The sequence below is a fragment of the Synechococcus sp. Cruz-7E5 genome (assembly GCF_024345995.1).
Classification (GTDB): domain Bacteria; phylum Cyanobacteriota; class Cyanobacteriia; order PCC-6307; family Cyanobiaceae; genus Regnicoccus_A.
Genome location: NZ_JAGQCE010000030.1, coordinates 1 through 5,239, shown reverse-complemented (window position 1 = coordinate 5,239; position 5,239 = coordinate 1). Strand labels below are relative to the sequence as shown.

4 protein-coding genes and 1 pseudogene are annotated in these 5,239 nt (G+C 58.6%); 1 reads left to right on the top strand and 4 read right to left on the bottom strand.

The window, feature by feature from the left end; translation table 11 throughout:
* Positions 1-757: 757 nt before the first annotated feature.
* Genes KBY77_RS16435 through KBY77_RS16425 form a run of 3 tightly spaced genes read right to left on the bottom strand, consistent with a single transcriptional unit; the run spans position 758 to position 1,325 of the window.
* Positions 758-931 carry a hypothetical protein gene (locus KBY77_RS16435; protein ID WP_255106805.1) on the bottom strand — a complete coding sequence of 58 codons (174 nt, stop codon included), beginning with the start codon at positions 929-931 and terminating at the stop codon, positions 758-760.
* A 60-nt stretch (positions 932-991) separates the two neighbouring features.
* Positions 992-1,165, bottom strand: a complete 174-nt coding sequence (locus KBY77_RS16430) for a hypothetical protein (RefSeq protein WP_255106804.1) — start codon at positions 1,163-1,165, stop codon at positions 992-994.
* A complete protein-coding gene (locus KBY77_RS16425; RefSeq protein ID WP_255106803.1) occupies positions 1,137-1,325 on the bottom strand; it encodes a transposase in 189 nt (62 codons plus the stop codon). The genes KBY77_RS16430 and KBY77_RS16425 overlap by 29 nt, the downstream gene beginning before the upstream one ends.
* A 680-nt stretch (positions 1,326-2,005) precedes the next feature.
* Between KBY77_RS16425 and KBY77_RS16420 the strand changes: the two genes are divergently transcribed.
* On the top strand, positions 2,006-2,959 hold the full coding sequence (locus KBY77_RS16420; protein WP_255106802.1) for a glycosyltransferase family 2 protein: 954 nt from the start codon (positions 2,006-2,008) through the stop codon (positions 2,957-2,959).
* A 435-nt stretch (positions 2,960-3,394) separates the two neighbouring features.
* Here the strand turns inward: KBY77_RS16420 and KBY77_RS16415 are convergent.
* Positions 3,395-4,270: pseudogene (locus KBY77_RS16415) on the bottom strand (IS5 family transposase).
* Between the last annotated feature and the right edge of the window lie 969 nt (positions 4,271-5,239).

The window sequence follows — 5,239 nt, the reverse complement described above, 5'->3', positions numbered from 1 at the left end:
TCAGGAACATTTGCCTGCTTGAGACAGCCGAATCGCTGGTCGCTAGATAACCGTGCTTGCGAGCTGCCTACGCCCTACTCCTTGGCTGCAATCGAGCCAGCTCGCGATTTGTTTTTTCAGGAGTCCCCAATTAGACATAGATTTCAACACCACAGCAGCGCCAAATCGGGGAAGTCTTCACCATCTGCCAAAAGCAGGCGGAGTTCTACAAGCGTGCTCGCAAGCAGAACCCGCCCCGACCGAGAAGCTCGACTAGCTGCTGGAAACAGCCCGAGTCACTATTTAACGAACTCAGTTTGCGAGGGTCCCCTGGTAAGAACCATGCAAACCCTCATGGTACAAGCCTCGCCAAGCATTAGATTCGCAGCATCATCTTGGGTCGCAGTTTCTATCAGGTGTTCTGGCGCCAGTGATCGGCAGCGGCCACATCGGCGCGACAGACTTCATTCCACCGTCAGGGGTCTACCGCGAGAATGGTTTGGATAAAATGTGAAGCAATAGAAAAGCTTAGTGGATCCATTTAGAGCCCGTGTCGTACGGCGAGCGACTGCATCCTTCTGGGTTCATCGCAGAGAGAGCAACGATCCAGCGGCTTGTCGTGAGGAGCTCATGGATCTGGCGGCAGTGAGGGCATCAGCCCGCCGCGGTGATGCGCGATCCAGGCCTGCTCCAGAAGCGCCCAGACATCACGGTCTTGTTGCCGCAGTGTGGTGGTGACGGTGAGCAGGGGATTGCGGCCAATGGCGCCGCTGGTCGATTAGACGCCATGGCTGATCTTGCGCTGAATCACCGATGGCCTGAGGGCGCGTACTCCTGCGGAGAAGAATTCGTCTAGGGCAGCGTTGTTGGTGGGGTCGACGCCCTCGATCTCGAGGAAGGTCCACAGGCCATCGGCCACCTGGAACAGTTGCCGGCAAGTGCGCACCGTCATGGCCCATGGCATTCGCTCGCCACGCTGATAGCCAAGCTCCACCACCCGCTGCAGAAAGGCCTAAAATATTAGTCGGAGCAGCCCGCAGGTCTGCTGCAACGCCAGCAGGTCGATCACGACCTCCTTCCAGCGGTGCCACTGAGCAAACAGCTGCTGCTGCAGGCGCAGCAGCTCCGCTCCGATCTCAGCGCTGGCCCCCCGGCGCTCAGCGATGGCCGTGTGTCCCGGTTTCATCGGCGTAGGCCACCGGCTGCTGACGGGCGGCTTCGATGGCCTGTGCCATCGGTTGCGCCAGTGCTGCGCTCAGACGCCGGCAGATCGTTGCGATGGTCCCGCAGCTGATCTCCACCTCCAGCAGCTGATGGAGCAGCGCCTGGGTCTTGATGAATCTCAACGGAAAGGTGCTACCCAGAAGACCCACCAGCGCACTGAGCCATGGCGCATGACGACTCGCTTCCACATCCGCCGGCAGCGTGGCGCAGGCGCTGGTGGAACAGCAGTGACAGACCAGCCGGTGCAGCCGGCGTTCGATTAGAATGTGATCGGCGGAATCGCGATCACCTGCTGGCGCAACGGCTTTGAATCATTGCCTTCCAGCAGCTCGCAGCTACGGCGGCAGCTCGGAGCCGTATCATGGATGATGCGGCTGGCCGCCCCGCATGCGGCCACTGCCTTTGCGACGCGCTGGGGGCTTGAAACCCGACCCGTAGCTGGAGGGCGGTTTGGAGGAGTTGCGGGAGCAGATCCTCGTTCTCTTGCTGCTGGGAGCGGATGAAATCTCGGGCGCTTGACGGCCACGACTGCCAGTCCGCTTCTGAAGAAGCGGCAGGAGGAACGCCCATCACAGGCGATCTCTGCCTGAGATGCAACCGGGATTCAGACTGTCGCCAAGGGTTCAACAGGGGCGATGTTCACGCTGCACTGTCCCCACCCGTGAATGGATACAGTTTAGTTCATCAACTGCACCTCGCCCTGTCCGCTTGGCCTCGCCACATCGTTCGACATGAACATCATGGTTCATAAGTTCGTGGAGCCATTGCGCCGCCAGCTGCTCATGGGCTTCGAAGCGGCGCCATGACCGCACGCCCCGATCGCCGCTGCGGCTGTATTTCAATTGCGGATCTGCCTGCCCCGCCCAGAGGCCGACATGGATGGCCATGGACTGTGGGCTCGCCACCTGTTCCGCCGGTGAAACCCGATGGATCGAACTGGCCTCTCATCTCTATTGTCACACCGAGCTTCAACCAAGGAGCTTTCCTTGAAACTACGATTCGCTCAGTGCTACTGCAGGGCTATCCACATCTTGAGTTCGTCGTGATGGACGGTGGTTCGACCGATCAATCGGTTGCCATCCTTCGCAGATACGAGCGATGGCTTTCGGTGTGGGTGAGCGCACCAGACGACGGACAGTCAGACGCAATCAACAAAGGCTTTGCCTCCGCAACGGGCGATGTGTTGGGCTGGTTGAACAGCGACGACTTCTTCGCTCCCAGTGCCCTGGGGATCGTAGCGACCGCTCTGTGCTGTGGCGGCCCGGATCTCGGGGCGATAGTCGGCATGGGTAGCAAGATCGATGCCGACGGGCATGTTCTCTACTCCCCCCTACCTGAGGTTGTAACCCGTGAGACCCTGCTGGACTGGTGCAACGGCCAGAACTTCATGCAGCCAGCTTGCCTCTTCACACGTCAGGCCTGGGAGCAGGCTGGGCCCCTGCGGCTCGATCTTCACTTTTGCATGGATCTGGCGCTCTGGCTACGTATCGCGGAGCGCCACCGGTTCCAAGTAGTGCCAGATACGCTGGCGTTCATTCACATGCACAACGAGGCAAAGACCATCAAATCCCGTCCCCGGATGTATGCGGAGATTGCCCTACTGCTAGCCACCGAAGCCGGCGCCTGGGACAAGGGTCGATCGCTCCTGTTCTCGGTGCTGGATGCCGACGACACCCAGAAACGCGGCGTAAAACATCTTTCGCTGGCGCTCGCGCGAGCACTGGTCCGGAACATCAAGATATTGTGGTCGACGTGAGACTGTTCGGGCCGACATACGCAAAGTCCTCATATTTTTCGGCGGGCTCATAGCGGAGTGGACAGCTGTCGGGCAGACTCGACTGAGAAAAGTATATGAGGCATTCATTGTCAGCCCAACCTCCAATTAGGAACTGCTGAAAAAAATTTCCTGACCGCGGGCACCTGACTTGGCCGAGAGCCTCATTGTCACAGAGCCTGCAAGGATGATGAGATCGACAGAGCCAACTCTCAGAACACTGGCACAAGAATGTGCTCAGAGGCCTAAGGAACCTCTGGGCAACGCCGCTCAGGCCAGCACCAACAGCCGCAAAATGTCCGGACTAAGCATACTTGCAGGTTTCGAGGTCGAGATCAGTCAACATTTTCTGGTTTCGGCGTGATCTTGCCCTGTCTTTTCCCTGATCAGTGCCCAATGGGTACACTGATCCCTTGTTCAGCTGCTCAGCAGCAGTTGGCGACGGGCCATGAACAGGTTGGTCAGTGCGGCCAGCACTTTCACCTTGCATCGATTCTTGGTCATGCCCCGCAGCCTGGTCTTCTGACAGCCGAACTGCTGCTTGATCACGCGGAAGGGATACTCCACCTTGGCCCTGATGTGAGCCTTGGCAGCCTCCACCAAATTCTTCAGTCGGCCATCGGGTGTATCCGGTAATGCCCGGCGCTTGCCGGGGCGCATGGCAACCCGAAACTTGGTGGACTTGCCCTCCATCTCCTCCTCACCGTGGAGCAGTGCTGCCGCTGGGGCCAGGTCATACACATTGGCAGCGGTGGTCTCCACCGAGTGGATCAGGCCTGTGTCTTTGTCCACCCCAATGTGGACTTTCATCCCAAAGTGCCACTGCTTGCCCTTGCAGGTCTGGTGCATCTCCGGATCCCCCTTCTCGTTCTTGGTGGAGCTGGGAGCTGCGATCAAGGTGGCATCGATGATCGTGCCTTGCTTCGTGGCCATGCCGTTGTCCTTGAGGTAGGCCTTCACCTTCTCAAAGATCTGCTCGCCGAGATTGTGCTTCTCCAGCAGGTGGCGGAACGTCAAGATCGTGGTCTCATCGGGAATCCGGTCGCTGATCAGGTCGATCCCGGCGAAAAGGTGCATGGTGGGCACCTCGATCAGGGCCTCTTCCATGCCTGGGTCGCTGAGCGAATACCACTGCTGCATCAGGTGAAGCCGCAGCAACCGCTTCGCGGAAGCCAAGGGCTACGTGGCAAGCGGGTAGGGAGGGCGGCCGCCTTTCGTGCTGGTTCTGGGGTAGTGAGGCTCGATCAGATCGACGAGTGCCTTCCAGGGCACCACCTTCTCCATCTCAGCCAGAAACTTCTCACGCTTGGTGCGCTTCTAGTGGCTCCGCCACGCTCGCCCTACGGGCTCGGTAAGGGCCGTGGTCTGCTCGTAATCTCCGAACCCGAGCTGCTGCCACCCATGGATTTAGTCCTGGCCTGCGTTCACTGGACCATTGTCCCGTGATCAGCCTGGGTTTTCCAGGGTCTCCCTAATATTCTGCTATCTAGGATGATGTCTGGACTGACTCGGATGAAGAAGCCCCCATCATCCCAGGGAGAAATGGCCTTCGCCAGTCCCTTGATGCTCCTGTTGACTTGGACGCTCGCGCCTGCAGCGAATGCCAGCCCCCTCCCGGCAAACCTGTGCCAGCCACTGACCCTCGGGAAGGATTCGAGTCTTGTGATCACGGCCCAGGCCGAACCGCAAAGCGACCAAGCGATCCCAGCGTCGACTGACAGACCCAGCGAGGTTGATGCAACGGCCGAACTAGCTAGGAAGCACAGAACCCAATCGCATAACTGATCAGCTTGCCCTTTCTGAACAACACCATTTTCGGCGTAGGTCCTCAGGGAGAACGCAGCTTGAATGTGCTCAATATCCAGCCTGTGATTCCGGTACCTCTCAGCAAGGGTCTTCTGCTGATCACCCGCACCGTCGTTCCTGTCATCAATCAACCCACTACGCCCACTGGGCGAGAGAGCCTATTTGGCATGGGTCCCGAGTTGAACAACTGCTGCAGAACGAGCATCTTGAAGAGGATGAGTGGATCAATCCGTTTCCTGCCTGCATTGCTCTTGCGTTCATGTCTGTAACGTTGCTCCAGCAATGGCCTGAAGGCCACCAAGGGAATCTCCTCAGATAAGGTCGCTAACGTGGGGACTCCTGAAAAAGGCTGATCCATTGCGGCGCAGCTTGTTTCAGCAATCAAGAGTCGATAAACTGGCCTTGATCAGGGCAATCAACGATTGCTACAACTGCTGAAAGCCGCAGATGTACCGG